At 42.0% G+C, this 26,086-nt stretch carries 25 protein-coding genes and 1 riboswitch; of the genes, 13 read left to right on the forward strand and 12 right to left on the reverse strand.

Annotation, left to right across the window (positions count from 1 at the left end; all coding sequences use genetic code 11):
- Positions 1-100: 100 nt before the first annotated feature.
- Positions 101-1,204 (reverse strand): DSD1 family PLP-dependent enzyme, encoded by a 1,104-nt coding sequence (locus tag AAFM34_RS14635; RefSeq protein ID WP_341664078.1) that lies wholly within the window; start codon positions 1,202-1,204, stop codon positions 101-103.
- 281 nt (positions 1,205-1,485) lie between these two features.
- Here AAFM34_RS14635 and AAFM34_RS14640 point away from each other — a divergent pair, with 281 nt between their 5' ends.
- Entirely contained in the window at positions 1,486-1,935 is a 450-nt protein-coding gene (locus AAFM34_RS14640) for a VCBS domain-containing protein (RefSeq protein ID WP_341664080.1), read from the forward strand.
- 13 nt (positions 1,936-1,948) lie between these two features.
- Here the strand turns inward: AAFM34_RS14640 and AAFM34_RS14645 are convergent, their stop codons facing one another.
- Entirely contained in the window at positions 1,949-2,779 is an 831-nt protein-coding gene (locus AAFM34_RS14645; RefSeq protein ID WP_341664082.1) for an HDOD domain-containing protein, read from the reverse strand.
- Between the two features lie 125 nt (positions 2,780-2,904).
- Positions 2,905-3,019, forward strand: a riboswitch (TPP riboswitch).
- A gap of 95 nt (positions 3,020-3,114) precedes the next feature.
- On the opposite strand from AAFM34_RS14645, the gene thiD reads away from it, so the two are divergent.
- Positions 3,115-3,945: a bifunctional hydroxymethylpyrimidine kinase/phosphomethylpyrimidine kinase gene (thiD, locus tag AAFM34_RS14650; RefSeq protein WP_341664084.1), complete on the forward strand. Its 831-nt coding sequence runs from the start codon at positions 3,115-3,117 to the stop codon at positions 3,943-3,945.
- Positions 3,946-4,149: 204 nt separating this feature from the next.
- Positions 4,150-4,896, forward strand: a complete 747-nt coding sequence (locus AAFM34_RS14655; RefSeq protein ID WP_341664086.1) for a phosphatase PAP2 family protein — start codon at positions 4,150-4,152, stop codon at positions 4,894-4,896.
- 60 nt (positions 4,897-4,956) lie between these two features.
- Here AAFM34_RS14655 and AAFM34_RS14660 read toward each other — a convergent pair whose 3' ends face one another.
- Both AAFM34_RS14660 and AAFM34_RS14665 read right to left on the reverse strand, forming a co-directional pair.
- Positions 4,957-5,247 (reverse strand): hypothetical protein, encoded by a 291-nt coding sequence (locus tag AAFM34_RS14660; RefSeq protein WP_341664088.1) that lies wholly within the window; start codon positions 5,245-5,247, stop codon positions 4,957-4,959.
- Between the two features lie 105 nt (positions 5,248-5,352).
- Positions 5,353-6,219, reverse strand: a complete 867-nt coding sequence (locus AAFM34_RS14665; protein WP_341664090.1) for a LysR family transcriptional regulator — start codon at positions 6,217-6,219, stop codon at positions 5,353-5,355.
- 100 nt (positions 6,220-6,319) lie between these two features.
- On the opposite strand from AAFM34_RS14665, the gene AAFM34_RS14670 reads away from it, so the two are divergent.
- Entirely contained in the window at positions 6,320-6,691 is a 372-nt protein-coding gene (locus AAFM34_RS14670; protein ID WP_341664092.1) for a nuclear transport factor 2 family protein, read from the forward strand.
- 73 nt (positions 6,692-6,764) lie between these two features.
- Here the strand turns inward: AAFM34_RS14670 and AAFM34_RS14675 are convergent, their stop codons facing one another.
- The 6 genes from AAFM34_RS14675 to AAFM34_RS14700 form a co-directional block, all read right to left on the reverse strand.
- Positions 6,765-7,403 (reverse strand): hypothetical protein, encoded by a 639-nt coding sequence (locus tag AAFM34_RS14675; protein WP_341664094.1) that lies wholly within the window; start codon positions 7,401-7,403, stop codon positions 6,765-6,767.
- Positions 7,400-7,630 (reverse strand): hypothetical protein, encoded by a 231-nt coding sequence (locus tag AAFM34_RS14680; protein ID WP_341664096.1) that lies wholly within the window; start codon positions 7,628-7,630, stop codon positions 7,400-7,402. The genes AAFM34_RS14675 and AAFM34_RS14680 overlap by 4 nt, the downstream gene beginning before the upstream one ends.
- On the reverse strand, positions 7,617-7,871 hold the full coding sequence (locus tag AAFM34_RS14685) for a hypothetical protein (protein WP_341664098.1): 255 nt from the start codon (positions 7,869-7,871) through the stop codon (positions 7,617-7,619). The genes AAFM34_RS14680 and AAFM34_RS14685 overlap by 14 nt, the downstream gene beginning before the upstream one ends.
- Before the next feature lie 524 nt (positions 7,872-8,395).
- Positions 8,396-9,280: a Rossmann-like and DUF2520 domain-containing protein gene (locus AAFM34_RS14690; protein ID WP_341664100.1), complete on the reverse strand. Its 885-nt coding sequence runs from the start codon at positions 9,278-9,280 to the stop codon at positions 8,396-8,398.
- A 19-nt stretch (positions 9,281-9,299) separates the two neighbouring features.
- A complete protein-coding gene (locus tag AAFM34_RS14695; protein ID WP_341664102.1) occupies positions 9,300-9,707 on the reverse strand; it encodes a GFA family protein in 408 nt (135 codons plus the stop codon).
- A gap of 205 nt (positions 9,708-9,912) precedes the next feature.
- Entirely contained in the window at positions 9,913-10,044 is a 132-nt protein-coding gene (locus tag AAFM34_RS14700; RefSeq protein WP_341664104.1) for an entericidin EcnAB, read from the reverse strand.
- 187 nt (positions 10,045-10,231) lie between these two features.
- Here AAFM34_RS14700 and AAFM34_RS14705 point away from each other — a divergent pair, with 187 nt between their 5' ends.
- From AAFM34_RS14705 to AAFM34_RS14725, 5 genes are all read left to right on the forward strand, one after another.
- Positions 10,232-10,525: a metalloregulator ArsR/SmtB family transcription factor gene (locus AAFM34_RS14705; protein WP_341664106.1), complete on the forward strand. Its 294-nt coding sequence runs from the start codon at positions 10,232-10,234 to the stop codon at positions 10,523-10,525.
- Between the two features lie 26 nt (positions 10,526-10,551).
- Positions 10,552-10,938: an MAPEG family protein gene (locus tag AAFM34_RS14710; protein ID WP_341664108.1), complete on the forward strand. Its 387-nt coding sequence runs from the start codon at positions 10,552-10,554 to the stop codon at positions 10,936-10,938.
- Positions 10,939-11,116: 178 nt separating this feature from the next.
- Positions 11,117-12,505: a DASS family sodium-coupled anion symporter gene (locus AAFM34_RS14715; RefSeq protein ID WP_341664110.1), complete on the forward strand. Its 1,389-nt coding sequence runs from the start codon at positions 11,117-11,119 to the stop codon at positions 12,503-12,505.
- A gap of 154 nt (positions 12,506-12,659) precedes the next feature.
- Complete coding sequence (locus tag AAFM34_RS14720; RefSeq protein ID WP_341664112.1) at positions 12,660-13,682, forward strand: hypothetical protein; 1,023 nt, start codon at positions 12,660-12,662, stop codon at positions 13,680-13,682.
- Between the two features lie 186 nt (positions 13,683-13,868).
- Entirely contained in the window at positions 13,869-14,120 is a 252-nt protein-coding gene (locus AAFM34_RS14725; protein ID WP_341664124.1) for a DUF3081 domain-containing protein, read from the forward strand.
- Between the two features lie 38 nt (positions 14,121-14,158).
- On the opposite strand, the gene AAFM34_RS14730 is transcribed toward AAFM34_RS14725, so the two are convergent.
- Positions 14,159-14,515: a DUF413 domain-containing protein gene (locus AAFM34_RS14730; RefSeq protein WP_341664114.1), complete on the reverse strand. Its 357-nt coding sequence runs from the start codon at positions 14,513-14,515 to the stop codon at positions 14,159-14,161.
- A 184-nt stretch (positions 14,516-14,699) separates the two neighbouring features.
- Between AAFM34_RS14730 and AAFM34_RS14735 the strand changes: the two genes are divergently transcribed.
- Complete coding sequence (locus AAFM34_RS14735; protein WP_341664116.1) at positions 14,700-15,593, forward strand: LysR family transcriptional regulator; 894 nt, start codon at positions 14,700-14,702, stop codon at positions 15,591-15,593.
- 83 nt (positions 15,594-15,676) lie between these two features.
- Here AAFM34_RS14735 and malT read toward each other — a convergent pair whose 3' ends face one another.
- A complete protein-coding gene (malT, locus tag AAFM34_RS14740; protein WP_341664118.1) occupies positions 15,677-18,385 on the reverse strand; it encodes an HTH-type transcriptional regulator MalT in 2,709 nt (902 codons plus the stop codon).
- Between the two features lie 532 nt (positions 18,386-18,917).
- Here malT and AAFM34_RS14745 point away from each other — a divergent pair.
- The 3 genes from AAFM34_RS14745 (at position 18,918) to glgB (ending at position 26,024) form a co-directional block, all read left to right on the forward strand.
- Positions 18,918-21,371, forward strand: a complete 2,454-nt coding sequence (locus tag AAFM34_RS14745; RefSeq protein ID WP_341664120.1) for a glycogen/starch/alpha-glucan phosphorylase — start codon at positions 18,918-18,920, stop codon at positions 21,369-21,371.
- A gap of 91 nt (positions 21,372-21,462) precedes the next feature.
- The gene (gene malQ / locus AAFM34_RS14750; RefSeq protein ID WP_341664122.1) at positions 21,463-23,640 is read left to right on the forward strand and encodes a 4-alpha-glucanotransferase; all 2,178 of its coding nucleotides are present in this window, start codon (positions 21,463-21,465) and stop codon (positions 23,638-23,640) included.
- Positions 23,641-23,876: 236 nt separating this feature from the next.
- Positions 23,877-26,024 (forward strand): 1,4-alpha-glucan branching protein GlgB, encoded by a 2,148-nt coding sequence (glgB, locus tag AAFM34_RS14755; protein ID WP_341664126.1) that lies wholly within the window; start codon positions 23,877-23,879, stop codon positions 26,022-26,024.
- Positions 26,025-26,086 lie beyond the last annotated feature (62 nt).

Genomic DNA, 26,086 nt, shown 5'->3' on the forward strand with positions numbered 1-26,086 from the left:
CTGATGGGATCATTCAATTGATCTGCCGATTAATGTTTAACTGATCGGCATTAGCAGTGCTGCTCCTTTTTTATTTGGTCAGAAGATGACTGAATACATGCTAGTCTGAACGTCCTCGACCAGCAATATTCCATCTGTCTACTACCTGTCCATTTTTCACGACATGCAGATAGTCAAAGTTGTTTAAAGTGGTGTCGCAATGACTCGGGGTAAGTATTAAGGTTTGACCTATATCTAGTGTTTTTTCTGAGCTGATGTGCAGTATGCCATGTTCGTCGCCACCACATTGATAGGTGATATCTTGTCTAGTATCGACCGTGGGCATCCCTAGGTCGATTGAAAGTGACTTCATTCCAGCGTCAATCACGGCACGGTTTGATTCAGGGTGGCTGATCACTGTGCTAAGTACTTTTAGAGCGGGTACAAACTGTCGGTTAGCATCCTGATGTTCCTCGTCTCCAATATTGGAGTATGAAGCATCCATAAATAGATATGATCCAGCTTGTATCTCAGTGTAATGTAAACCTTGATAGGCTTGATAAGTACCAGTCCCCCCTCCACTAATAATTTGGGGTGTTAATTTACGTGGCTTGAGTTCAGTTTCTATGTAGTCAAACAGCTCGGTAACGGCACTGCGTGCTTGCTTCTGCCTTTCCTCGAAGCCTTTAATTAGTTGCAAGTGACCACTGTATGCTTGTATGCCCGAGTAATTTACTCCTTGGGTATCGACGATTTTTTCAATGAGAGCTAATAAGTCTTGACCAACCGCGACACCACATCTTTGTTGGCCACTTTCCACCTCGATTAAAAGGTTGACTTCTACTTGAGCCTTTAAGGCTAACTGAGCAATAGCTTCAATATGTAAAGGATGGTCGATAACTTGGTATAGCTTAGCTTCAGGGTATTGATTGTGGAGCTTAATCAGACGCTGGACTTTGGCATCGCCCGCAATAGGCGTGGTGATCAGAATGTCTCGAATACCACCTTCGAGCATTATCTCGGCTTCACCAAGCTTAGAAGTGCATATCCCCTTTGCACCCAAATCAATCTGTTTTTGCGCCAGTTGAGGAATTTTATGTGCCTTAGTATGAGGTCTGAGTGTCAAGCCAAGGTGGTCAATTCTGCGTTGCATTTCTATCAGGTTATTTTCGACAGTGTCTATGTCAATGAACAAAGCAGGTGTATCTAGGTTTTCTAATTTCATAGTCTGATACTTCTTATTTTATTGCGTTTTGGTGAACATAAGATTTGTCGTAATGACATGGTTTTGCCTAATATTAAACTATCGCCCTTTATTGCCGTTAATATATTAGTAACCTTGTTTTGTTTTGCGACTCATTTTGAAAGCGAGGTTGTGTTCATAATGCCACAATAGCTATCTGTTTGAACAGTAATAGCTTTTTAAGATTTACGACGGGTTGATTTATGGCACACCGCTTGCGTTATTGAGTTCATTGGATGCATTTAGAATCACAGGAGGCGGTTATGGCTCATTCCCTTAATCCTCATGCGAGTCATCGTAGTGTCAATATCTCTAGTCTACGAATGTTTGCCGATAGTAGGTCAGATCACTCAGAAGCAGAGAGGTATGACTCGAAACTTGATGATTTTTCTAACAGCAGCGACTTTCCATTGTTGGTTGACTCGGGTGTGTTTGAGCTTCCCGAACAAGCCGGTCCTTTCTCTTCATTTGACATAGATAGCGTGATGGCAGGCAAGGATACTTTAGGCTCATTGATCGTAGACCATAACGGTCGCTGGTGTTATTCAGTGTACAATATCAAGCTGCAATTTCTAAAACTCGGTGAGAAAAAAATGGAGCAATTCTCCCTGTGCACTGAGCAAGGTCAGCTATTAACCGTTTTCTTGACTCTGATCGGTAGTCAAGGCGGTGCGACAGTAAAAAAAGTAACCACAGAAACTTCTGGCTTTTAGGTTTTTGGCCTAGTTAGGTGGCATTAAGCTGTGCCGCCAACTCACGGCCATTTCCACGAAACTGATCTATCGTAAATGCAAAGTCCGCTGGTATTTGAAGTAGCCTAGAATCTGGGTGTTCATTAATATACCTTAGCTTAGACTCTTCGGTTACTAGTTCATCCCAATCTCTATTTATAGTGCGCGCCAAGTGAATGGTGGTGGCCATTTGAGGTGATAACTCTGCATCTCTTGGCTCATGGAAGTTTGCAATAGCATCAACCATGGGAGCTGGGAAGTTCCACGTTTTTGCCAATTTGGCGCCTAAGGCTGGAGCGCTGATATTCAGCAACTCTTCTTGAACAGAGATGGCATCTTCTCCATTTTGTGCTCTTGTGGTGATTTCTACAGCCGCTTCCGGTACTAAAGTATGAATCATGAGTTCGCCGATATTATGGAGTATACCTGTTGTAAAAACTTCATGAGGGTCTACCTTCATTTGCTCAGCAATTTTGCTAGCGATGACAGACACTTCAAAAGTGTCTATCCAGTATTGATTGAGGTCTAATGTTTTGACCTTAGGAAAGGCGCTCGATAGGACAGAGGCGACAACCAATGTTCTTACTGGTCCTGTCCCTACACGCAACACTGCTTGATGAACGGAAGATACGGATGTATTTCCTCCAAAATGTGCGGAGTTAGCCATGCGTAGGAGCCTTGCACTCAGCACCTGATCAGTAGATATTGTTTTTGAAAGCTGCTCGAAGTCCACTTCATCTTCATTCACCATGTTAAGCAAATCTTGCAGTACTTTCTGGATACGAGGTAGTTCATTGATACGAGATAACAGAGCTTCTTGCGCCATTGGTAAACCTCTCATGCCCATTATAGCCATTAATAAAGAATAGCATGTTCGTTTGAGGCTGGACGACTATGTCGTCCCAATAAAGATTAGGGTGTTAGAGAGTTTGATTTCTTGCTAGGATTGAGCTCAGATAGTCGGGGAGCTTAAATGAGTTGTTACCTTATAAGCTGAGATCGCATTGCGGGACCCGCAGAACCTGATTCAGTTAATACTGGCGTAGGGAACTATTTGCTTGGGTGTGCAAACGATTTGTGCTCTCATTTTGCTCACTTACATTGAGTTAAGTGGCTGTTGATTGGCAAAGGGTTTCTTTACTTCCAGTACAAGGAGCTAATATGCCAACTCAAGACTCTATTCCTCCCGTTGTATTAACCATTGCTGGCTCTGACAGTAGTGGAGGGGCTGGCATTCAAGCCGATATTAAAGCTTTATCAGCAACTGGCAGCTATTCATGCTCTGTTATCACAGCAATTACTGCTCAAAATACTCTAGGTGTTTCTACTATTCATCCTGTACCACTTAAATACATTGAAAGTCAGTTAGATGCAGTATTTAGTGATCTTGATGTTGCTGCCGTTAAAGTAGGAATGCTGGTTGATTCAAGCGTGATTAAGCTAGTCGCAAATAAACTTAAGCAATATCAACCCCAATACTTGGTCATTGATCCTGTGATGGTTTCAACCAGCGGACAATTACTCATAGAAGATTCAGCAATTGGTACATTAAGAGAGGAATTGCTGCCGATGGCAGACTTAATTACCCCTAACTTGCCAGAGGGAGCTGCCTTAACTGAAAGAGGCGAACCCAAGGATATATACCAAATTGAGGGCATTATCGAGCCATTGCGCCAACTTGAGTGTAAGGCTGTACTTTTAAAAGGTGGACATATGGAATTTTCATCAAATAGTTCCGATTTGCTGATCTTACCTGACAGTGTTGAGTGGTTACATTCGCGCCGTCATTTAACCCGCAATACTCATGGTACAGGGTGCACCCTCTCTTCTGCTCTGGCATCGTATTTGGCCCAAGGGTATAGGCTGCATAAGGCTGTATATCTGGCAAAACAGTATATATCGCAAGCTATCGCTCATGCTGATCAGCTTAAGGTTGGTCAGGGACGGGGGCCTGTTCATCATTTCTTTGATGGTCATGCTAATGTGCGTTGATAAGCTGACGAGTCCTGGTCTCTGGCTCTAAGCTGTCTATGTATTAGTGATTGGTCTTAACCTATTGAATGATATAGTTCTACTGTGTGATGACTTTAACATGTTAGCGCGAACTTTCACTGATTTGACATTGATCTGATAAATTGTCCCTAATGCTTCGATTAATATTTTGCCTCTTCAAGATTTCGATGCGGAGTATAGGTAGTGAAGCATTCTTTATCTAGCAATCAATATGGTGTGACACTTCTAATCTTATTTTTTCTAGGACTAATGGCTTTAAGTGTCTTTGTTTATGATATTGATTTACTCAGCTCGGTGTCAGCGCCCATGGGCTTTAGCCTCACAGCCTTAACATTCTCTGCGGGTCCCAAAGGGTTTGTAATTTCGCTCATCGTTTTGTTGGCTACTTCTTGGAAACTTATTCCCAAGCGTTCCGAATGGGTGAAAAAAATGTGTCACCTAGGATTGATACTTGTTTTGGGTTTTATTTGCAAGACGACCCTTAAACAGATGACGGAAAGTCCTAGACCATATACTGAAGCTTTGACGCAACATCTTTTGATCCCCCAGCCCTCTCATTTCTATAACTTAAGTTCGCTGCAAAAGAGTCAAGTGATAGCAGAGATGGACAATATTGTGAGTGTTTGGAGAACGGACCAGTGGCAGGGAGAACGAGATTATTCATTTCCATCAGGCCATACGATTTTTGCTGCTATTTGTTTAGCGTTTTTTGGCAATTTATTTCTGCTAAATGGTCGTTACTTGCTTACACTGGCAATAAGCGCTTGGGCGATGGGAGTGGCATACAGTCGGTTATGGTTTGGAATGCACAGGCCAATAGATCTTTTGGGTTCTGTGGTGTTTGTGTTGTTAATCTATCTCTTTGCTGCCAAATTAGAGAAATTGAGCGATCAAATTTTGAGTCGGTGTCTTAAAACAAGATTGGGGTAGCGATATTAGAGAAATAAACTGTCAGGAAAATACGACTCTTCCCAACAGTTAAGTGTTGTTTTATAGGTCACGCATAAGTGTCTCATATTCTTCATTAGCCTTGGAGATGAGGTGGTGCAACTCTATTGCATCCTTGTCATCAAGATCGAGTTGCCACTGGTGCTGTGCTTCCTTACCTTTTAAGCGTGTCTTACCTGTTAGCTTTTCAAAGCTTACGTTGCAAAGCTCTGTTTGGTGGTGTTCTTTTTTCTCAATAATATCAACATCTAATAGCCCAGTAGGATTGACCTCTATATGAGCATGAAAGTGATCTTTATCTTGTAGTTCGTAGTCTCTGAATGTTGAAATCATCGTTAATTCCCCCTAGCAATTTATTGATAAGTTTTTCAATTGTAGGACACTACTTCGGGTGTGATCACAAATAATTTTGAAGCTTGATCTCGGTTAAGTAGATGTTCAAAATTCCGTCACGGATTTCAGTCTTTTTTCGATTGTGTTGATCGCATGAACGACAGAAGCTGGTGGAGATTTTGAATATGGATGAAGTGCATAAACGTTGTTGATTGCCAGATAATGATCCTTAAAACATGGTTCTATATCTGGATATTGAGCGAGCAAGAAATCTGGCAATAAACCAATCCCCATGTTGTGTTGAATCAGGCTAGCGACTTGATTGACGCTGTTTGCTCTGTGGTGGGATGTGTAATTAAGTTCTGTAGTCGATGCACTTAGTCTGTCATTTAGGATATGAACTATTTCTTTAGGTTGCCAATGGTTTGCAATGTAATTTGCGTCAGCGGGCGACTTGAGGCTGTGCTTTGATTGGCAGAGTATGTCTTGAAAGCGGCCAATTCTTTTTTGCTTAATGTTGCTGTCTGGAGACTCTCCAACTCGAATGGCAATATCGATATCATGCTGAAGCAAATCTAATTGTCTATCATCGGCAATCAAATGTACTGATACCTTTGGATATAGGGTAAATGCATCACTTAAAGCTGGAATGACTATGTTATCCATCAGGGCGACAGGTGCGGTTACTGATACTTTCCCTTGCGGTTCATGTTGGAGTTGATGAATATCCTCCCATGCTCGCGACATCACATCATTTAATGCGACGCAGTGCTGATAGAATTGTTCTCCAGCCAAAGTCAGTGATTGTCTTCGCGTTGTTCTCTTTAGTAAATCGACATTGAGCTCATTCTCTAGGTGCTTAAGGTGATTACTGAGTACAGATTTTGATAGCTCAAGCCTCTCTGCTGCCTTCGAAATAGAGCCTGAGTCTACAATCGTTTTGAAGATCAACATTTGCTTATGTTTATTCATTATTGTTCTCTTTTTATAAACAGTATTTTCTAATTTATTTGTTTTTACATGTTAACACTAGGGATACACTGCTCTCATCAAACTAGCAAGGAGAATTACAATGAAACCATCAACTTTGACATTATGTAACTTGGGTAGTGAAGCGTGGAAAATGGCATTTAATCAAAAAGATGCCAAGGGATGTGCTGAGCAATATACTCAAGATGCGGTTATGGTCGCTAAGCCTTTTGGAACCTTTGAAGGTCGTGAGCAGATACTTAAATTTTGGCAGGACATTATAGATCAAGGTTTTTCTGATGTGGCTTACAGTGACATTCAATGGGAGCAAGTCGATGATAAAAGCTTTGCATTGTCTTCACGTTGGACTATGAATAAAGCCTATGGCGTTGTACATAAGGAAGTATGGACCATATGTGAGGATGGAGCTGCGCGTTTGTCTTTTGATGAATTTGAAGTGTTAGGGGAAAGATAGTAACGCTAACGGGGTTTATCCCCGTTACAATATCCAAAAGCAACGATTTTGGTTAACTAGAGCCAATGCTTGCTCACTTGAACATTATAAAGTCAATTTCATTCGCAGAGCATGTCGCTTCCATCCAATCTTTCGGAGTCATCCCAATTGCATTTTTGGTTTTCATTTGAACTGAATTGGTAGTTTGAAGTAATGCCTTAGAAAAAACCAACTTGTTCACTCTTTTTATACTATTTTTTTCGTCGTTCTTTAACGCCCAATGAAGGGCAAACGCGTTAAATACATTTCTTTCTTCGATAGATTCTGCCATTGACTTTATATGGTTTTGGTTACCTAATTCTGCAGCAATGTGAAGAGGGGTAAAGCCTCGGTTATCACGCAGTGAGCCATGTGCTGGCGAAAATTTATTTAAGTCCAGATTGTTATGAAAAGCACCGAAATGACATGGTAGTTGGCCTAGTAGGTTTTTTTGGCTGATTAGACTTGGGAATCTTTTGGCGATTGAACTGGAAAGAGGAGAATTAATCATTAAGGAGTAATGCAGAATATTATTGTCTATTGAATCTAGAACATTAACAATTTTGCTATTATCTATCATATCAACAAATAGGTCGGACTCTTGATTGTCTAGGTTTTTAATCGGATTAAAAAATAAGTTAAACAGAGTCACAGAGCCTTTGTCTTGCTGGCATTTTTCGATTAATTCGTTCATTCCATTGTCACGGTAATTTTTTTATCTGGGAGAAATTCACCAATGAAGTCCCTGCAAGCTTTGATGCTTTTGAATGTCGCAATATCGTTACGTTTGGTGACAAATACAAAATGTTGATCTTTTAGTTTTCCTCTAAAGAATATGATTCTGTCGGAGATCACCATCTCTATATCATCCATGTAACTTCTGGTTAGAGCGTCCATATCATAAGCGCTAATTCTTATCATTTTTTAATTCAACTTGAAATGTATAAATACCTAGTTTTTTTAATGCTTTTGAGCATGAATCTAAGCTTTTAAAACTTTTTTTCATGCCGTGGGAGTCAGACAAATAAGCCGATTTCTCATCTGGGGTTAAAAAGTGAACACTAAATCCAAGCTTTTCTTCTATCACAGTTGTAAAGGATATAAACCCGAGCGATACCATAATTTGAGCTTTTCCTAGTGAAATCAATATCTCATCGCTCATTCAATCGCCCAATCATTTGTCTAAAGCGTACCAAGAAATTATCCATTTTTCTTTTTGCTATATCAATACAAAAAAAAACAATAATTAATTATTGAAATAAATAATTCAATATTGCATTATTGTTTTGTTCTTTAAGAATGAGTTGTATTTTAAATAGTCAATAAATATTGTTGACTACCCTATTGATTAGGTGGTGATCATGACTTAAAGAATTGACATATCGAGCTTGTGCTTATCTGGGGCTGACTTTATTAATGATAAATGTTGTCTTTGAAATAAACCCAAGTTCAGATACAAGTATGAAATAGACCTTTATAATCTTGAATGCATGAGGCTATTGATAAAGACTGCAGAGAAAGCTGCGTTCTCGAGAAGAGCTTTTGGTTGACAGGGCTAAAAGCTTATTAGAAGGACTTTGGGTTATAAGCGCTAGTTCATTTTATGCTGCAATACTTTGAGCCATGATCATTTTTTTAAAATACTTAAAGGGCAGGCAAGAAATCACATAATGGTATTAGTTCTCTTTAATTGCCGGGGAGCGATGCCTGCTTTAGCTGCATGTGAATATTATCAAGAGATTCTGGGGTTGCACTGCCTTGTTGTTTGGACAAGCTTAGTGCCCACTTTCCAAGTGAAGAGTAAACATCGCTGAGCATGCCGTCGTCATCTTTTAAGGCATCTAAGTGTTTACTGATCGTTTCTGAATCCCCTCGCGCTATAGGACCGGTTAAAGCGGATACGGTTCCTAAGGTGAATACATTGGTGATGGTGCCACGTACAATCGGTTGCATTACTTTGAGAGCGCTCTCTCTATCGAGACCAGAATCAACATACATTGAGGTCGCGGCTTCTATTAGTGCAACAAGATTATTGCATGCCATTACGGTTGCACCGTGATAAAGAGCTTTTTTATCGGTATCGATTCTAAAGCTTTGTCCTCCGATGGTGCGCAAACATTTCTCAAGTATGTCTAGTGCCTTCTCATCTCCTTCAATTGCGCAAAAGGTGCCGTCAAAATCTAACACTGCGATAGTAGGATCGGCAAAGCTTTTGACCGGATGCACACTAGCGATATAGCACCCATGCTCTTGGGCTCGTTTAAAAAGATTTGATGGAGCAACACCACTGCAATGAAAAATCACGCTACCCTGTTTAAAGTTGTGAACATCCAACATGCGATCGCAAACTTCACCAAGAGCCCCGTCCGCCGTTGTTATCATATATAGGTCGGCTTGCTCCATGTCACTTAAGTTGGCAATTGGAGTTCCTGCGCCAATAAATAAAGCAGACCTTTCAGCGTTTAACTTGGTCCGGTTATAAATGGAGCCAACCTGCACAACTTTGGTATCGACAAGCAGTTTTCCAAGAGTTTGGCCAACACGACCTGCACCCACAATATTTATTTTCATACTGGTTTCCATACGCTAATTACTTTCTCGATGGCTCGTGCCCTTCATACATTGGCAGGGTTGTTTCTAGCTCTTCCCAATTTCCTTTTGACGTGATGAAGTTATGAGAGATTGGCCTTTCGATAATGTCAGTGTCGATAGCCCCTAAACGGATTCTTACTTTGTCTGGCTTGTCTGAATTTGAGCTGTAAATGGGTGCACCACATGCTAAACAAAAATACTTCCTCTTACCTAGGCTACTTTCATAGTAGGTGAGAGTGCCTTTTTCATCATTAAGCTGAAGATCGGATTTATTCACATAGCCATTGGTTGCAAATGCGCTACCACTTGCTTTTCGACATAGTGAGCAATGACAATAAATAGGATCTGTGATTCCACCATGCAGCTCGAAATGGATTGAGCCACATAAACAGCTTCCTTTGTACATTAGGCCTCCGTGGTGAGTTAAAAAGGTATTTGTCTAACTATTTTTCGCTCCAATTGTGCAGCTTCTCTATTGAAAATTCAATTCATAATCAATAGGTTAATAACGCTGGTCAAACTTTGGTGGCAAAAGCATGTTAACCAATCTGTCTAACACGCTAAATCAGATATGTGCTCAATATAGGAAAAGGCTGAGAATACAGCAGAGGTTAGTCTTCTGTTGCTTCATGGATCGCTTGCTTGGTGTCTTCCCATACTTTAGATGAGTCATCTTTTACTCCCTGCCACGTATTTGAGCAGCCAGCAATTAGCAATATCAGGGTGATCAATGCAATTCTCATGTTTTTTCCTCAGTTAGATTGCTTGTTGTTGACTGTATCAAAAATGACGGGGTTCAGCAGGTTTTTGCTCTTGCTTTGTGCTGTAGAACGAGTCATATGCATCAAGAAAGTGAATAATCTAGCTGTGTTAATTGAAATCGGTTTATACTTCGACTGTTGTAGAAATGCTTGTGTTTAGGAGCAATGAATGAAACTTGAGGAAGTGGCAAAGGCGCTCAAAGAGCTTGGACATCCTACTCGTTTATCAATTTATAAATGTGTTGTTAAAGCTGGTAAAAAAGGCGTATCTGTCGGTACTATTCAGGAAATGCTAGAAATTCCAGGCTCGACTCTTTCTCATCATATTTCGAGTCTAGCTTCTGCAAAACTTATTACTCAGCGCAGAGAGGGGCGAATATTGTATTGTGTGGCTGAGTACCAAAATCTTTCAGAGGTGATTTGTTTTCTTCAGGCTGAATGTTGCATCAATGAATCCTGTTAACAAATCCTTTTACTTAGGAGAAATGCATGATTTCAGCTTTGTATGCTTCGATATTAGCTGGATTAATGATCTGGCTTTCGTTTCAAGTTATTAAACAGCGTCGCAGCGCTAAAGTCGCATATGCAGATGGTGGGGTCAGTGCGCTGCAAGTGGCTCGGAGTGCACACAGTAATGCGGTAGACTACATTCCAATCACATTAATTCTATTAGTTTTGATTGAGTATAATGGTGCGAGTCCGTGGATGATTCATGTCATCGGTATCTTGTTTTTTTTGGGCCGACTAATACACGCTAGAGGCATTTTGGCAGAAAATTTAAAAGGTCGAATTCAAGGAATGAAACTCACTTTTCTGTCGATGGTGCTACTTATGGTGCTTAACATGGCCTACTTGCCATACAGTCAGTTATGGTAGAGGTTCTGGGCGAACACAGCTTGGTTCCGGCTTTGGTTTTTTGTTAAACCTTTAATTATCGTACTTTACCTGTTTTATGTTTTGAGACGCTTAACGTTTTTATAACAAAAAAACTATTTCCCTCACTTTATGTGGGATCATTCGGTGTGCTGTCTGAGCCTGATGAGGAAATATTATAATGAATCGAAACGATAACGTCCCTTTGCCCACCAATACCAGTGAGTGGTTGTTTAACCGTAACAGCCTCATTGTCCTCGCTGATGTGGCCTTATTTGTCATTCTATACTTCACTTTGCCTTTTGAACCTCAAGTCGTATTAGGTCTTAGTATGCTCGCGTTTATAGGTATTCTTTGGTTGACCGAAGCGCTGCACGTGACTGTTACGGCAATTCTTGTACCTGTTATGGCTGTCTTACTTGGTATTTTTGATACTCAGACAGCGCTGAATAATTTTTCAAACTCGATTATCTTTTTGTTTCTGGGGGGCTTTGCTCTTGCTGCTGCGATGCATCGCCAAGGATTAGATAAGGTGATTGCAGAGAAAGTTTTGCTTGTTGCCCGAGGTAAAATGAGCACAGCTGTTTTTATGCTTTTTGGTGTTACGGCAGGTTTGTCTATGTGGATCAGTAACACTGCAACGACAGCAATGATGTTGCCGCTAGTTTTAGGCGTGCTGAGTAAAGTTAACTCTGAAAGTGGTCATAAAACATACGTATTTGTTTTGTTGGGAATGGCATACAGCGCCAGTATCGGTGGTATAGCCACTGTAGTCGGTAGTCCGCCAAACGCTATAGCAGCGGCAGAAGTCGGCTTGAGTTTTACCGATTGGATGAGTTTTGGTTTACCAACTTCGCTGTTACTTTTACCGATTGCGATTGCAGTGCTGTTTTATGTATTAAAGCCTAATTTGTCCGGTCAGTTTGAATTAGACCATGCGCCTGTCGACTGGGATAAAGGTAAGATGGTCACCTTGGCAATTTTTGCATTGACGGTATGCTTGTGGATCTTTAGTAAGCCAATTAATGCCATGATCGGAGGTTACGCTAAGTTCGATACTATTGTGGCCTTAGGTGCGGTTATTGCGGTTAACTTTGCTCGTGTTGTCCATTGGAAAGATATCGAGAAAACAGCAGACTGGGGCGTCTTACTGTTGTTTGGTGGTGGTATTTGTTTGAGTAACGTGCTCAAAGCTACAGGAACCAGTGTCTTTCTTGCCAATGAACTGAGCCACCTGATTTCACAATTGGGTATTATTGTCGTTGTGGCTATCATTGCGGCTTTTGTGGTTTTTCTTACTGAGTTTGCAAGTAATACTGCGAGTGCTGCTTTGCTCATTCCCATTTTTGCCAGTGTGGCCGAAGCATTTGGCTTATCACCGATTGTGCTGTCGGTATTGATAGCAGTCGCGGCTTCGTGTGCATTTATGCTTCCAGTGGCGACACCGCCCAATGCAATTGTGTTTGGCTCTGGTCATATTAAACAGAGTGAGATGATGCGGGTTGGGTTCATTCTCAATTTGATTTGTGTGTTCGTACTCACATTGGTTGCGACCATTTTTTGGATTTAATCTATCCATTTACTAAAGAGTCTAGGATGAAACTTATCAAAGTATGGGTATCATAAAAATCATACTAAAATCATAATTTTAGTTCTCGTGTCTTGAGTTTCCCCCCTTAAATGCAAGTATGGGTGTCTTGTTTTATATGCGTTCGGAGATAAAAATGAGTCACAGGAAATGCACACTAGTACTTGATGAATTGATATGTGAAAAAGTCACGGGTGAGCCAGGGCACGACGAGATTTACTTTAAGATATGGATAGATGGGACCTATAAAGGGACTTACCCTGAAAATGCGGATGAAAGTAATACTTTTGATATGAATGATGGTGATGATAAGTATCGCAAGGTCGCTTTAAATTATTCTCTTGAGTATGGTGATAATGTCAAAATTGAAGTTCGTGAACAAGATAAAGCAAAAAATCCAGATAGTGACGAGGTGATTGGTGACTTTACTATCCATACCTCTGATATCGCGTATGGAGATACTAATATTCACTCCAATACGGTTTCTGGTTGTAAAGCGAGATATAAAATTACTTGGCGGTTGATTTCGCAGAAGGTACCGACATTACGTATTTTAGGTATTGGCTGTGAGCAAAGTTCTGCTAATTGTAACAAAGAAGTCATTGACGCTGTTGCTGCTGTTGCAAGTGATGTGCTGAGTGCGACATCACAAGCTATTGGGAAAGTGAAGACACCTAAGGCGGAAGTTATGAGTGAAGCATTTGGCTTAGCAAGTGATCTCATCCAGGGTGTAGCTAAAATAGGTGAGTGGATAGCAAATGCTGCCGAAGGTGACGACGATGTGTACCTTCAGCAAACCTATGTAAATGATCAATCTCATGACGGTGCAGGATTTTGTCCTCCAAATGGCGGCGTGATTGAAATGGACAAAGGTGATAGCAACTGCTTTATACAGGAATATGGCCGTTACTTCCGTTTTCCTCTAGACAAAGGGCCTATTGTTATTGAAGTACGAGAAAAGGACGTGGCAGCTCATGATGTTAGCCTAGGGAGTTTAACGGTTGATATGAGTGACTTCGAAGACAATCGAGATAATGGGGCAATGGTTGCTGTTTTACGTAATTTCCTTGACCATTCAGGAGGGCAGGGAGCGATTTATAAACTTTGCTATAGCTTCGCGATTGAAGACTGGTCTTTAACTCCTAATCAAGATGCTTAAAGTAGGATGCTTTCCGGATTAGATTAATTCTTTTATCAGCTCTGGGCTTTGAGTTGTCCACCCCGATCTTAGTTCTCAGGCGTCCTGATACTAAGTTTACTTGCTTTTGATTTGGGTCAAGGTTTGGTATGGCGAAAGCAATAGATGCTATGCATACTAAAATGGTGAGTATAAGGAGATTGTATGATGAAAAATGAGCTTGATGTTACTAAGGTGCTGCATGCTTATGAAATGGTCATAGCAAAAGGCTCACCCACAGAGCATGGTAAAATGTACGAGGGTGTGGAGGCTTTTTCAGACTACGATGGTTATAGTGTGTACCTGCGCGGGAATGGAGTAGAGCTTAAGGTGGGCTTTCATAACACATACCATCTTGACTACGATCAGGAACATCTACGCGACAGCTTTCTAAAGAAGGTATCTATGTTGGCTAAATAGCGGAAAGCCCCTCGTGTGAAGGGGCTTTCTATATCAACTCAATCTTCTTCTACTAAGGTTCCATCATTTGAGTAATCTTCCACAGTTTCAGGTTTGCTACGACCATTCAATGTATGGAAACGTTTTCTACCTCGAGCAAGCTGAACATACTTTAGCCATACACGTTCGAGTTTAGACTTGGCTTTCGAGGGGCTTTCTAACACTTTGATGAAGTGTTTTTCCTCTGCATTATCAGGTTCTATTAACCCCGTCTCTAATCCCTGCATAGTATCGCCATAAAGAGTTAGGATTTCTTCCTCAGCCAGCGTAAAATCGCCAGATTTTGCAAAGCCACGTGGAAACTTTTCATTGTCAAAAAAACGTTTTTTGCCGTGACGAAATAGAGTGTCAGACATATCAGGTCGCCTCTGTTAACATACTTAGTTGAACTAAAACGAAAAGTAGGCCTAAATTTCATAAAAGAAAAACAAAACCTTTTTATCGTATCCATTAAACACTTTTATTAAGGGTGTGAATCGGTTTATCTTGTAGAAATTACATTGAACCAGCAAAGATGGTTGGTCCGAATCGAGGTCTTTCATGGATGTTAAAGTTTTCAAGACATTTTTAGAATTGGCTAATGTGCGTCACTTTGGTCGTGCTGCAGAGAACCTGTACATTACTCAAGCGGCCGTCAGTGCACGTATCAAACAACTCGAAAATTACTTTGATACACAGCTTTTTATTCGAAACAGAAACAATATCAAATTGACGTCTTCTGGTGAGCGCTTGGTGAGTTATGCTGAGGTTATGGTTGCGACGCTTCAGCAGGCCAAATTGGAGCTATCTCTAGAGAGTGGTAAAGCGCTGCAGTTAACCATGGGTGGTACGCCTAATGTGTGGGATGCATACTTGCAAAACTGTTTGAGTGTAGTGACGGATTCATTCGGGGGGTATGGCTTTATGGCTGAAGTCATGAGTCGAGAATCCCTTAATCGTAGTTTGCAAGAGCGAACCTTGGACATGGCTTTTGCATTCGACCAAATTAAGGCTGATGAACTGTATTGCAAGCGTGTTGCAGACATTGTATTGGTGCTGGTAACTACTGATGAGCATCACATGGGCAGTGTTTTTGAGGACAAATACGTGTATGTCGATTGGGGAACAAAATTCGCCTCAGAACATGCAGGTAGGCACCCTAAGATACCAGCGCCTTACTTAAGAACATCAACGGCCCGTATTGCGCTTGATTTTATCTTGGAGAAAGGGGGTAGTGCTTATTTACCTGCGTCACTTGTTGAACCTTTCATTACCAGTGGGCAACTTTTTAAAGTCACTGGTGTTGACGATTGGAACCGACCCATTTATTTAAGTTATCGTAAAGCAAGTTCTTCTATTGAGGCTATTGAGCAAGTTGAAGAATTAGTGAAAGACATAGACCCCACTACGGCCTATTCATTACAGCAAATGGCTGATTTGCCTTTAGATGAGTAGGCTAGTGCGCACTATTTACTTTGACAGAAGAGTTTGTATTGAAGCAAGCTCTTCCTGTCCTGTTAATGCACACCAGTTAAAAATCAGTAACCCATTAACTGCAATAAGTTTTCAGCAGTAGTAATGGCTTCTTTGCGATTAGCAATCGCAAGTTTTTGATAAAGGTTACGGATATGAGTTTTGATTGTTGTCCCCGCGACATCGAGCTCTTGAGCGATTTGCTCATTGCTAAATCCTGAATAGATTAAACCAAGCACTTGCCATTCGCGCTGAGTCAGTGGGCTGGTACGCACTAATTCAGGCACACTAGGATGGTGGATTAACTTATCAACAAACTCTTCATCGAAATGTACAGAACGACTTCGCTGACTGTTGGATATCTCCTTGAGCAACTGCTGAGCGCGATGGCGCTCAAGATCGCTGAGCTCATTATTATTGACTAAATTACTTAAAACCGGTCCAATACGTACTCCTTCAATAAGGAAGTTACCAAGAATGCCAGTCTGGTTAGTGAGCTCCAAAGCTTGTTTCAGCAATAACTTTGCTCTTGTCTCATCGTTTTGAGCGGTTGCAAGAACCGTTTCGACAATTAAGTTACGGTTGTTATCAGTGACCAAATGATTGGTATTTGCTTCCTGCTGTAAAAAATTTAGGGTTTCTGATGCTTTATCTAGCATGCCTAAATTTATTTGGGCTCGAGCAATGTTTCTCCACTGAAGCTGGGTGAAATGATTACAAGCTTGTTCTGGCTGTGATGTTGTGTCTAGCCAGTGCTGCATAGACTCCATATCATCTCGTGCTTGCCAAAACAAAATCAGTGATAACGATGCGTTAGCCATCCAGTCGACATGATAAGTCGACTGTTGGAGTAAATGAAGGATGTTATCAATGAACTTGTTGGCTTTATCGAGTTCACCCCGAGCTATTGAGATTCGAGCAAGCATTGAATAGCAATGCAGATGTTTGCTTGGACTTGCGTCGCCTAGAACCTTAAGGCCTTTATGTGAACACTCTTCGGCTTCATCGAGTCTATTCCAGCACCAGAAGACTTGTGCTCGAAGGCGGAGAAGAAACTCGTGCATAGGTACCTGTTGTAATTGGTGCTCTTCTACCAATCTAAACGCACTCTCTTGTACTTCGAATGCGGCTTGCACATATCCCTGCGCAATGAGTATTTCGCTTTGTTGAAGCATTGCCCAAAGTGCTTGATGGTAGACTTGGTATTGCCGAGCCAGCTTTTCTGTTTGTTGCATCATAGGCAGTGCTCGGCTTAGATGTCCTAACACATGGTTAACTTCACCTATGACAGAAGTAGCCACTATTCGGCTGCGATATTCGTTGTTGTCCAGTTGCCCAAGAGACAGCTCTGCGAGTTCCAACGCTTTTTCTGGCTCATTTTGGTTGATGGCAACTTGGGCTCGTAAGGCATTCAGCTCTCCCATCTGTTTTGTGCTTAAAGAGATATTAAGTGCTTTCATCTGATCATCAGCGAGGGACAACAAATGGCCGACGTCATTATATCTATGCTGACTCTGGGCTAGCCAAGCTTGGAGCATACATAGCTTAGGTTCGCTATATAACTGTTTGTTAGAGAGAGTATTCATCGCTTTTTCTAATGTCTGGAGCTCTCCGCAATTAAACATGTCCCAGCCATACTTACACAGGATCTCAGCTGTGAGCTCTAGATTACCCGCTTTTTGAATGTGATAGAGTGCCTGATGAGGTGATGATAGTTTTAACCATGCCTGCGCTGCTGTTTGATGCAGATCTTCAACTTGGTGAGGTATACGTGCTGCCCGTTCATGGGAAAGAAATTCAGCGAATAAATTATGAAAGCGGAACCAGTTTTGCTCACCTTCTAGTGGGTGTATAAACAAACCATAGCGATTTAGAGATTCGATAATATTTAAGGCGTCTTTTCTTTGTGTAAGCTCGCTTGCTAAAACATCATTAAAATGATCGAAAACGGAGCATTGTAACAAAAATTGGCGAGTGTCTGCGTCAAGTTGCTCAAACACTTCCTCAACTAAATAATCCCACAGATGGCTATGATTAAATTGTGAGTAGGACTCAAGTGACTGAGCTAGACTTTTGTGCTGATTTTGTGATTGAAGGGCAATGAGCTGTAATGCTGATGGCCAACCCTCTACATAATCACGTAAATGACTCACAACGACATTATCGATACTCCCTGATATTCGAGCACTGAAAAAGCGGTTGGTTTCCTCATAGTCAAAAGCGAGAAACTCATGACCAATCTCTATCATCAAATCGCGAACTCTCAAATTTGCCGTGCCAATAGGTGGCGTTGACCTGCTGGTCACAACCAAAGTAAGGTTGTCGGGCATGTGCTTGATCAAAAATCGCAATGCTGCGTGGATTTCAGTGTTAGAAATGAGATGAAAATCATCAAGAACGAGATAGCATTCTTGGCTGCAATGGACAAGTTCAGAGCAGACTTGGCTAAATAGCGAATCAAGAGAAGAAAACTGCCTCTTCTCGGCGAGTTTTTGTGAGACAGAGCAAGCATTATGAGTCGCTTTGTTTAACGCTTTTAGTAGGTAATTGACGAATCGAAAAGCGTCGTTGTCGCTTTCATCAATGTTATACCAGCCGACATTTGACTTATCGATTAACCACTGCGAGGCCATTGTCGTCTTTCCGTACCCTGCAGGAGAGCGAAATAGTACCAACTTGTAGCAAGGGGCATTTTGCAATAAGTCGAGAACACGTGGTCGAATAATGGCATGGTGTAAACGACCTGGGCGGGTTAGCTTAGAAGGAATCCACATCTTTTTCCCCTGTGCTCCGATAATCATAACAAGTATGTATCTTTGGAGTTCATCTGATAATGATACCGATGTTACTTGAGAACTTAAGGAGCAGTTATTGATCAGCCATCAGATTTTTGCACATTTCACATTTTGAACTTTCCTACGCCCTAAAAATGAGATCTAGATCGCCACTAGGGGGCTCTGTAGCAATCTGCAACGCCAAGCATTGCACCTATTGCGATGAGAATTACGTGATAACTGGTTATATTTTGTGATCAGATATGCATATTAATTAATTTACTAAAATTTTGTCGCCTGCCACCATCAAACAAAGATTATGGTTAAACACGTTGTGTGATGTGATCTTTATCACCGCCAATTAGTTTAAGCCTACAGGATTTGGGAGTTAGATCACCGAGGTGAAGCGCGAGAAGACTCTACGCCCTGTCTCCTCCTCCCAAAAGGTTTTTGAGTTGGGAGGATGTTGCCGTTATTGCGTCATTGCACGATATTGCTGAAATGGATAAACCCGACAGATGAGAGTTCTCCAATGAAATCTACTCAACAGAAAAACTTTGATACGGCAGCATTTAAGCAGAGCGTTAAAAAGCACTTAACTTCAACTTATGCCACGACTGAAGAAAGAGCCAGTAGCCGTTCTTGGTATTTAGCCATGGGAAGCGCACTAGCTGAGCTGACCACGTTTGATATGCTTCAAACAGAGCAAGATAGCAAAATTAACAATGCGAAAAGTGTTAATTATTTGTCTCTTGAGTTTTTGATTGGCCGCTTAACGGGTAACAACTTAATCAGCCTTGGCCTTTATGAACAAGTTAGCCAAGTAATGACAGAGCTAGGACAGAACTTGACAGATCTTCTAGAAGAAGAGCGAGATCCGTCATTAGGGAATGGAGGGCTGGGACGGTTGGCCGCTTGCTTTATGGATTCATTGGCAGCGCAAGAGTATCCAACTGTTGGCTATGGTCTCCACTACGAATATGGTTTGTTTAAGCAATCTTTTGTTGATGGTCATCAGCAAGAAGCTCCAGATGCGTGGCGATGTGTTGAAGGTTACCCATGGGAGATTGCTCGTCCTGATCTTGCCCAAGAAATTGGTTTTTATGGTCACGTTGAGGTTTATCGAGAAGAAGGCAAAGAAAAGCGGCGTTGGGTCCCTGGCATGTCTGTAAAAGCCATGCCTTGGGACTTGCCAATTGTCGGTTACCAGTCGAACACGGTTTATCCTTTGCGTTTGTGGGAATGTCGAGCTATTGCGCCTTTCTCATTGGCAAGTTTTAACAATGGTGATTATTTTGAAGCCCAGCATGCTTTGATTGACGCGGGTAACATTACCAAAGTCTTGTACCCAAATGATAATCATGAAAAAGGTAAAACTTTGCGTCTAATGCAGCAATACTTCCATTCTGCCGCATCCGTAAGAGATATTTTGCGTCGTCATGAAGAAGCAGGCCATACGCTAGCTTCTTTACCTAAGTACGAAACCATTCAATTAAACGATACACACCCAACCATTGCTATTCCAGAGTTGATGCGTATTCTCATTGACGAGAAAGGCATAGGCTGGGATGAAGCTTGGGCCATTAGCTCTGAGACATTTGCTTATACTAACCACACTTTGCTCCCTGAAGCTTTGGAAACTTGGAGTGAGTCATTAATTGAGCGACTGCTTCCACGCCATATGGAAATTATTTACCACATTAACCATCTATTTTTACAAGAGGTGCGCCGAAAATGGCCCGGTGATGTAGCGAAGCAACAAAAGCTATCCATCATTGAAGAAGGCTTTCATCGCATGGTGAGAATGGCTAACTTAAGTGTTATTGGTTCTTACGCCGTAAATGGAGTTGCTGCTCTTCATTCCCAGTTGGTTAAGCGTGATTTGTTTCCTGAATTTGATGACTTGTATCCATCTAAGCTACAGAATGTGACTAATGGTATTACTCCACGTCGCTGGTTGAAGTTTTGTAATCCAGACTTGTCTGAACTTATCTCAAGTAGAATTGGCAATGAATGGCCAGCACACCTAGAGCAGCTTGAGCAAATCGCTCAGTATGCCGATGATGCCGAGTTCCAACAGCAGTTTATGGCAGTTAAGAAGCGTAATAAGCAGCGTCTTGCTGATTGGGTAAAAGAGCATCTGGATGTTGAACTCGACACCAAGGCTATTTTTGATGTGCAGATAAAGCGTTTACATGAGTACAAGCGTCAGCATTTAAATATGCTGCATATTTTGTCGCTATATCACAGATTACTCAATGATCCTGATTTTGATATGGTGCCTCGTGTTGTCTTCTTTGCGGCCAAAGCGGCGCCTGGATATCATCTGGCAAAGGACATCATATTCGCTATCAATAAGATTGCCGCGAAGATAAATCATGATCCGAGAATTGGTAATAAGCTAAAGGTTGTATTTATTCCTGACTATCGAGTGAGTATTGCTGAGATTATCATCCCAGCAGCTGATGTATCCGAACAAATCTCAACAGCAGGCAAGGAGGCATCTGGTACCGGCAACATGAAGATGGCGCTTAACGGTGCATTGACGATTGGTACTATGGATGGCGCGAACGTCGAGATTCGTGAAGAAGTAGGCGATGACAATATCTATATTTTTGGTCTCGATGTGAATGAAGTCGCCTCACTAAGAAGCGATGGATACAATCCATTCGATTATTACCATGCTGACCCCTTACTCAAAGCATCATTGGATCTTCTACTGGGAGACGAGTTTACACCAGGTGAGCCTGACAGATTGCGCGCGACTTATGACAGTTTACTTGATGGTGGTGACCCGTATTTGTGTCTTGCTGATTTTGCATCTTATGTACAGGCGCATCAGGATATGGATAGGCAATACAGAGACCAAACCGGTTGGGCGAGAAAAGCGATACTCAATACCGCGTTAGTCGGTAAGTTTAGTTCAGATCGCTCAATTCGAGATTACGTTAATAATATCTGGAAATTGGAAGCTATTAAGCGCTAGCAATACTCATCAAGCCAAGTCATTTATGGGCTTGGCTTTTACTTATCAACACTCAATACATGGAAGGTAGAGAGTCTTTTCGGAGTTAGCGATGACACAAATAAACGCATTAAAACATGTCGCTGAAATGGCAAATATTGCCACTAGCTACGTCAGTGCATGGGACCAACACACACAAGTTGAAGAGCAGACCATTCCAGATTTACTCGCATCTTTGGGTTATGACATAACCTCAGATGAAAAGTTAATTAATTCGGCACTTAAAAAGCACAAGCAAGAGGTTTTAAACCCAGTATTGGTCGTTCGTGATGGCGATCCTGTGTATGTGAACATGTACTTGGGATCGAGTGCTCGTGAAAGTGAGTTTAGTTGGCGTCTGGATACCGAACAAGGTGCTGCCTTAGAGGGATATCTACAATCACAGATTGTACGTGATGAGCGAAGCTCAGGAGGCCCCCTGATCTTTGAATTACCCGGTGATCTAAAATGGGGCTATCACAAGCTCACTATAACTCGTAAACGCCGTAAATCACCGTATACCATGACCTTGATTATTACGCCTAGGTCTTGTTACAAGCAAGGAGATATTGAAAACGGCAAAAAGATGTGGGGGCCGAGTGTGCAGCTGTATACTCTTCGTTCTCAGCACAACTGGGGGATGGGAGATTTTGGGGACCTAAAACAGTTGGTATCCGATATTGCTTCAAGGGGAGGAGATTTTGTCGGCTTGAATCCTATTCATGCTCTGTTTCCTGCTAATCCAGAAGCCGCGAGTCCGTACAGCCCATCTTCACGACGTTGGCTAAATATTATGTATATAGATGTCAGCTCAGTGGCTGAGTTCTCGCTCTGTGTTGAGGCTCAGCAAAAAGTGGGTAGTGCAGACTTTCAACAGCGCTTGCACAAAGTACGAGATGCGCATTGGGTAAATTACACAGAGGTAGCGAATCTAAAACTCAGTGTGCTTCCTTTACTATACCGAGAGTTTAAAAAACGCCACCTTAATAAATGCACCAGCAGGGCGGATGCCTTTTTAGCATTTGTTGAGCAGGGTGGGGAAAGTTTGTTACACCAAGCTGCTTTTGATGCATTGCATGCTGCTTTGCAAAATGAAAATGGTCAAATTTGGGGCTGGACAGCCTTTTCGCAAGATCTCCAACATTTTGATAGCAAGGCGGTTGAAAACTTTATTGCTGAAAATATCGACCAAGTACATGTGTATATGTATCTACAGTGGGTTGCAGACATCCAAATTCAAGAGGCTCAGGCATTAGCCGAAGAAAAAGGAATGTCGATCGGTTTATATCGAGACTTGGCTGTTGGTGTTGCCGGGGCTGGCGCTGAAACTTGGGCTGACAATGGCAACTTGGTTATGGATGTTAGTATCGGTGCTCCGCCAGATGTATTAGGGCCTTTGGGTCAGAACTGGGGATTGCCTCCCCTTAACCCACAGACTTTGCAAGCCACCGGCTATGATGCTTACATTAAGCTTTTACAAGCTAACATGAAGCATTGCGGCGCATTACGTATTGACCATGTGCTTGGGTTGCTGCGTTTGTGGTGGATCCCAACCGGAAAAAATGCCACTCAAGGCGCCTATATGTATTATCCCGTTGAGGATATGTTATCTATTCTTGCGTTGGAGTCGCACCGCCACCAATGCAGTGTTATAGGTGAGGACTTAGGTACTGTACCTGATGAGATTGTTGAACTTTTAAGTGAAGCTGGTGTTCATTCCTACAAAGTCTTTTTCTTTGAAACATCAGAGGAAGATGGTGGTTATATTTCACCCAAACACTATACACATCAGTCGATGGCTACACTATGTACCCATGATATGCCAACCCTACGGGGCTTTTGGCATTGCGATGATCTCAAAATGGGCCAAGAGCTGGGTTTATACCCCGATAAAAATCAGTTGGATGGTTTATTTACTAACCGATTAAAAAGTAAGCAAGGAATTCTTGATTCTGTGGCATGGCATGGTTATTTACCTAATGGAGTGGGTCGTGACGCTCAATATGTTCCTATGGATTCTTATCTCGCCGAAGGTCTTCAGCAACATGTTGCGGCGGGGTCTTCAGCACTGCTAAGTGTGCAGCTTGAAGACTGGTTAGAGATGGATAATCCAGTCAATATTCCAGGGACCACTGATGAGTACCCGAACTGGCGGCGCAAGCTCTCTATGAATCTTGATGAAATCTTTGCCAAAGAAGGGGTTAATCGTATAGCCAGTAAGTTAACTAAAGAGCGCAGTAAAGCAGATTAGTTTATCTGGGATTAGGTTTTATATAACAAGCTATTGGTGATTTAAAAAGCCCGCACTTTAGAGCGGGCTTACGTGCATCTATTAGGGTATAGAGTCCGTTAAGCGCGTATTCATAATAGGATGCTCTTGGCCAGAAGAACTTGCGTTAATCGATATGTTGAATGGGTCAATTGCCGACTAATTTAGGCTAGGGAGAGAATCGTTTGAAAACGATAATACACGACAAAAACAATGCAATGCATGATCAGCTATCGAGCGCATCTTGCGCCGATCCATTTTCATTTTTGGGACCCTATCAAGCATCAAAACGTTGTGCGCTACGAGTTTGGATGCCAGGTGCAGATAAAGTTGAGTTAATTATTGAGGGCGAAAAGCGTCTAGCCCTAGAACGAGAAGGCGACTCAGGGTTTGTGCTGCGCGAGCGCCGCGATTTAAGTCAAATTCATTATAAACTTGCTGTGACTTGGCAAGATGATGAACACATTCTTGATGACCCTTACCAATATCACGAGATATACGCTGACTATGAGGACTTACATACGCCCAAACGTATGTATCATCAAATGGGTGCTCAATTTGTTACTCTACAACGTGCTGGTAGGCGTATCCAAGGTGTACGCTTTCTTGTTTATGCGCCTCATGCATCAGCGTGTAGTTTAGTCGGAGAGTTTAATCAATGGGATGGCCGCCGTACCCCAATGCAAAGGTTAGACTATGGTATGTGGGGCATTTTTATTCCTGGCTTAGAAGAAAACGAAAAATACAAATTTGAACTTAAAGGTCCAGATGGTACAGGTTTACCGCACAAAGCTGATCCTTGGGGGGCTTATGCGGAGCAATACCCATCATTTGCCTCATTAACATACGATCACAGAAGATATAATTGGCAAGATGCACAGTGGCAGAACCGCCCCGTCACTGAAAAAACCACACAAGCTCTGTCTTTTTATGAGCTTCACTTGGGATCTTGGCGTCGAAAAGAAAACGGTGACTTTCTTACCTATCGTGAACTCGCCGAGCAGCTTATTCCTTACGTAAAAGATATGGGTTATAGCCATATAGAGTTAATGCCAGTATCTGAGCATCCATTTTATGGCTCTTGGGGCTATCAACCTGTGGGCTTGTTTGCTCCTACCAGCCGATTTGGTTCACCAGATGACTTTAAACATTTTGTCGATCAGTGTCATCTAGCGGGAATTGGTGTTGTGATTGATTGGGTTCCCGCGCATTTCCCCTCCGATGATCATGGTTTGGCAAACTTTGATGGTACTCCACTGTTTCATGATCCTGATCCTCGCCGTGGTTGGCACCAAGATTGGAATTCTTACATTTATGATTTAGGTCGTGAACATGTGCGTCGCTTTCTCGTTGCTAACGCTTTGTATTGGTTTGAACAATTTCATATCGATGGAATTAGAGTCGATGCCGTAGCATCAATGTTGTATTTGGATTACTCCCGCAGTCACGATGAGTGGATTCCCAACATCGATGGAGGAAATGAAAACTACGACGCTATTGCAACGTTAAAGTGGATGAATGAAGAGGTTTATCTTCATTTTCCCAATGCAATGACGATAGCTGAAGAGTCAACGGCGTTCCCTGGAGTATCGGCCCCAACGTTTCTTGGTGGGCTGGGTTTTGGATTTAAGTGGAATATGGGTTGGATGCATGACTCACTATCCTATATCAAAGAGGATCCTGTCCATCGTAAATATCATCATGACACCATTACTTTCCCTATGGTTTATGCACACAGTGAGAACTATGTATTGTCTTTATCTCATGACGAAGTTGTGTATGGTAAAGGAGCAATCCATAGCAAAATGCCGGGAGATGAATGGCAGCAGACGGCAAATTTGAGAGCTTATTTAGGTTATATGTACGCACAGCCGGGTAAAAAGCTTAATTTTATGGGCACAGAAATTGGCCAGACAGCGGAGTGGAACCATGAAGATCAACTGCAGTGGTTTTTACTTAAGTTTGAGCGTCATCAAGGTGTGCAATCTTTAGTCCGCGACTTAAATAAACTCTATTCTTCTCAGCCCGCTCTGTATGAGCTTGATTGTGAACCCAGTGGTTTTGAATGGCGTTTACAAGATGCAGCACAAGCTTCTATTTTGGCGCATGAAAGGTTAAGTTCTCGTGGAGAGCGCATTTTGGTAGTCACCAACTTTACGCCAGTGCCACATGATAACTTCCGGCTTGGTGTCCCATTGTCTGGAGAATATCAGTTGTTACTCAGTACAGACGATACTCGATATGCGGGGAGCGGTTATTTAGTTCCTCACTCTATATCGACAGAGCCAGTTGAAAGCGAAGGTCATTCTCAGTCAGTAAGAATGAAAATTCCGCCACTGGCAAGTGTGTTTTATAAGCTAAAGTAGATTGTTTTATCGTAAGCTGGCGGTAAACCCCATCTAATCATTTCCTTTTAAATTCGGTATTG

This window comes from Vibrio sp. (genome assembly GCF_038138445.1).
Taxonomy (GTDB): domain Bacteria; phylum Pseudomonadota; class Gammaproteobacteria; order Enterobacterales; family Vibrionaceae; genus Vibrio.

Bases quoted from the DNA above. Each gene is read 5' to 3' on its own strand.
- AAFM34_RS14660 (WP_341664088.1), bottom strand. From the start codon at position 5,247: ATGATTTCAACATTCAGAGACTACGAACTACAAGATAAAGATCACTTT.
- glgB (WP_341664126.1), top strand. From the start codon at position 23,877: ATGCATGATCAGCTATCGAGCGCATCTTGCGCCGATCCATTTTCATTT.
- AAFM34_RS14685 (WP_341664098.1), bottom strand. From the start codon at position 7,871: ATGAGCGATGAGATATTGATTTCACTAGGAAAAGCTCAAATTATGGTA.
- AAFM34_RS14635 (WP_341664078.1), bottom strand. From the start codon at position 1,204: ATGAAATTAGAAAACCTAGATACACCTGCTTTGTTCATTGACATAGAC.
- AAFM34_RS14700 (WP_341664104.1), bottom strand. From the start codon at position 10,044: ATGAGAATTGCATTGATCACCCTGATATTGCTAATTGCTGGCTGCTCA.
- AAFM34_RS14745 (WP_341664120.1), top strand. From the start codon at position 18,918: ATGAAATCTACTCAACAGAAAAACTTTGATACGGCAGCATTTAAGCAG.
- thiD (WP_341664084.1), top strand. From the start codon at position 3,115: ATGCCAACTCAAGACTCTATTCCTCCCGTTGTATTAACCATTGCTGGC.
- malQ (WP_341664122.1), top strand. From the start codon at position 21,463: ATGACACAAATAAACGCATTAAAACATGTCGCTGAAATGGCAAATATT.
- malT (WP_341664118.1), bottom strand. From the start codon at position 18,385: ATGTGGATTCCTTCTAAGCTAACCCGCCCAGGTCGTTTACACCATGCC.
- AAFM34_RS14710 (WP_341664108.1), top strand. From the start codon at position 10,552: ATGATTTCAGCTTTGTATGCTTCGATATTAGCTGGATTAATGATCTGG.
- AAFM34_RS14720 (WP_341664112.1), top strand. From the start codon at position 12,660: ATGAGTCACAGGAAATGCACACTAGTACTTGATGAATTGATATGTGAA.
- AAFM34_RS14695 (WP_341664102.1), bottom strand. From the start codon at position 9,707: ATGTACAAAGGAAGCTGTTTATGTGGCTCAATCCATTTCGAGCTGCAT.
- AAFM34_RS14675 (WP_341664094.1), bottom strand. From the start codon at position 7,403: ATGAACGAATTAATCGAAAAATGCCAGCAAGACAAAGGCTCTGTGACT.
- AAFM34_RS14735 (WP_341664116.1), top strand. From the start codon at position 14,700: ATGGATGTTAAAGTTTTCAAGACATTTTTAGAATTGGCTAATGTGCGT.
- AAFM34_RS14705 (WP_341664106.1), top strand. From the start codon at position 10,232: ATGAAACTTGAGGAAGTGGCAAAGGCGCTCAAAGAGCTTGGACATCCT.
- AAFM34_RS14730 (WP_341664114.1), bottom strand. From the start codon at position 14,515: ATGTCTGACACTCTATTTCGTCACGGCAAAAAACGTTTTTTTGACAAT.
- AAFM34_RS14665 (WP_341664090.1), bottom strand. From the start codon at position 6,219: ATGAATAAACATAAGCAAATGTTGATCTTCAAAACGATTGTAGACTCA.
- AAFM34_RS14645 (WP_341664082.1), bottom strand. From the start codon at position 2,779: ATGGCGCAAGAAGCTCTGTTATCTCGTATCAATGAACTACCTCGTATC.
- AAFM34_RS14690 (WP_341664100.1), bottom strand. From the start codon at position 9,280: ATGAAAATAAATATTGTGGGTGCAGGTCGTGTTGGCCAAACTCTTGGA.
- AAFM34_RS14715 (WP_341664110.1), top strand. From the start codon at position 11,117: ATGAATCGAAACGATAACGTCCCTTTGCCCACCAATACCAGTGAGTGG.
- AAFM34_RS14725 (WP_341664124.1), top strand. From the start codon at position 13,869: ATGAAAAATGAGCTTGATGTTACTAAGGTGCTGCATGCTTATGAAATG.
- AAFM34_RS14670 (WP_341664092.1), top strand. From the start codon at position 6,320: ATGAAACCATCAACTTTGACATTATGTAACTTGGGTAGTGAAGCGTGG.
- AAFM34_RS14640 (WP_341664080.1), top strand. From the start codon at position 1,486: ATGGCTCATTCCCTTAATCCTCATGCGAGTCATCGTAGTGTCAATATC.
- AAFM34_RS14680 (WP_341664096.1), bottom strand. From the start codon at position 7,630: ATGATAAGAATTAGCGCTTATGATATGGACGCTCTAACCAGAAGTTAC.